Source organism: Streptomyces sp., assembly GCF_031178505.1.
Lineage (GTDB): Bacteria > Actinomycetota > Actinomycetes > Streptomycetales > Streptomycetaceae > Streptomyces > Streptomyces gulbargensis.
The window spans coordinates 1-1,773 of the sequence record NZ_JAPSIW010001020.1 but is presented as its reverse complement, the minus strand read 5'-3'; the positions used below and the strand labels follow the sequence as shown (position 1 = coordinate 1,773).

2 protein-coding genes and 1 pseudogene are annotated in these 1,773 nt (G+C 72.8%); 2 read left to right on the top strand and 1 reads right to left on the bottom strand.

The window, feature by feature from the left end; genetic code table 11:
- Together RIF68_RS35790 and RIF68_RS35785 are read left to right on the top strand one after the other, a co-directional pair.
- Nucleotides 1-767, top strand: a pseudogene (locus tag RIF68_RS35790) (transcriptional regulator); the annotation flags it as partial.
- A gap of 6 nt (nt 768-773) precedes the next feature.
- Nucleotides 774-1,331 carry an XRE family transcriptional regulator gene (locus RIF68_RS35785; protein ID WP_164286924.1) on the top strand — a complete coding sequence of 186 codons (558 nt, stop codon included), beginning with the start codon at nt 774-776 and terminating at the stop codon, nt 1,329-1,331.
- An 86-nt stretch (nt 1,332-1,417) separates the two neighbouring features.
- On the opposite strand, the gene RIF68_RS35780 is transcribed toward RIF68_RS35785, so the two are convergent.
- Nucleotides 1,418-1,773: nuclear transport factor 2 family protein (locus RIF68_RS35780; protein ID WP_309055797.1), on the bottom strand; the 356-nt coding region annotated here is incomplete at its 5' end.

Genomic DNA, 1,773 nt, shown 5'->3' with positions numbered 1-1,773 from the left:
TGCGGGTCGACGGCCGCCCGGTCGACGGCGGCCGGCTCCCCTCGCCCTTCACCCCCAAGGGAGAGCGCCCCACCGGACCGGCCTGGTACGCCACCCCCACCGTCGCCTACGCGGTGGAACTCGGCTTCGAGGTCGCGCCCGTCGAGGCGTACGTGCGCACCCGCACCGGCCGCTACCTGGACGCCTGGTACAAGCGCCTGCGCGACGCGTACGTCACCACGATGGCCGATCTGGGCGTCACCACCGGCCTCGACGGCGCCGAGTTCCTCGACGCGATGGCCCGTTCCCGGCAGAGCGACCCGGTGATGGCGCTGCTGGTCGGGGCGATCAAGGCGACCGCGAAAGGCGGCATCGGCAAACTCCGCCAGCGGAACCGGGGCCAGGTGCCGTACCACGAGCCGTGGCCCGCGCTCGAACGGGAGACTTGGCGCCCCGACATCCGGGCCGCCGTCCTGGCCAACCAGCGCATCGGCCTGCACCGCAAGCTGATGAAGACCGCGGCCGCCGCCGACCTCTACCCGGTGGCCGTCGGCACCGACGCCGTCGTCTACCCCTCGCCCGGCCCCACCCCGCTGGACGTCCTGCCCCGCACCCCCGAGGGCAAGCCCGTCCCCGGCACGTTCCGGCTCGGCGTCTCCCCGGGGATGGTCAAGCACCAGGGCACCCGGACCGTCCTGTGGGCCGAGGAACAGTTCGAGGAACAGGGCGGCGTCTTCAACATCGCCAACCACATCAAGACCGACCCGGCCGCCGGAGAAGGGGAGTAGCCGACGATGACGGACCCGGTCGGGGACGGCCTGGACCGCGCACTGGAGGGAGCGTTCACCCGCCCCCTCCCCAAGAGCGCCCAGGCCCAGATGAAGTACCTGGTCAAGCAGCTCAAAGGCACCAGAGCCACCGCTCAGCTCCTCGGCGTCTCCCAGCGCACGGTGGAGCGCTACGTCAAGGGCGGGCTCAAACGGCCCCGCCGCGAGCTGCGTGAACGCATGGAACGCGAGGTCAAAAAGCGCTGGCAGCCGAAGGTCCGGGAGAGGGCCAGGCGCAAGGCGTCCACCACCGACGGCCTGGTCCTCTCCGCCCGGGCCCGCTTCGGCTTCACGGCCGCCCCGGGCACCACCGACGACGCCCGTGTCCGCGACATCATCCAGGCCCTCCCGCCCGACTGGGCGGACCGCCTGTTCACCGCCCGCGAGCAGGGCGCCACGGAACAGCAGCTCCAGCGCATCGCGGCCGAGGGCCTCGCGGAGATGTACTTCCGCGCCAACAACACCCGTGCCCACGGCCTGGGCGTGGAGTTCACGGACATCGACCGGGTGGACGTCGGCCTCTAGAAGAAGGCGCCGCCCCGGGACATCCGGAGAGCGGGCAGCCGCACCGGACGTACACGGGAGAGCCTGTGAGCGGCCGAGCGGCCGAGTCACCCGGCCGTCCACGGGGCGATGGAGAGCCCGGTGATGCGTCCCTCGTCATCGAGCGTGAAGGCGTGGGCGAGGTCGACGGTGCCGCCGGGGAAGTCGCCGTCAAGGCGTTGGGCCACCGTCCAGCGCCGGTCGTCGTGGGAGACGGCAGTGAGAGCAGTGGCCGTGTAGGTGTACTCGGCCGAGGTCCTCTCGAGCCAGGCCCTGACCGCGTCGCGGCCGCGGTGGGTGCGGCCGTCGTCGACGACCACCGGGGCGGGGCCGAAGCAGCCGGCCGCCGCGGGCACGTCGTGGCGCCTGTGGGCATCGAGGTACGTCCGGATACGGGCGGGCAGGCCGGGCAGGCCGTCCAGGG

Excerpts from the sequence above, each read along its gene's own strand:
- RIF68_RS35785 (WP_164286924.1), top strand. The coding sequence starts at position 774 with ATGACGGACCCGGTCGGGGACGGCCTGGACCGCGCACTGGAGGGAGCG.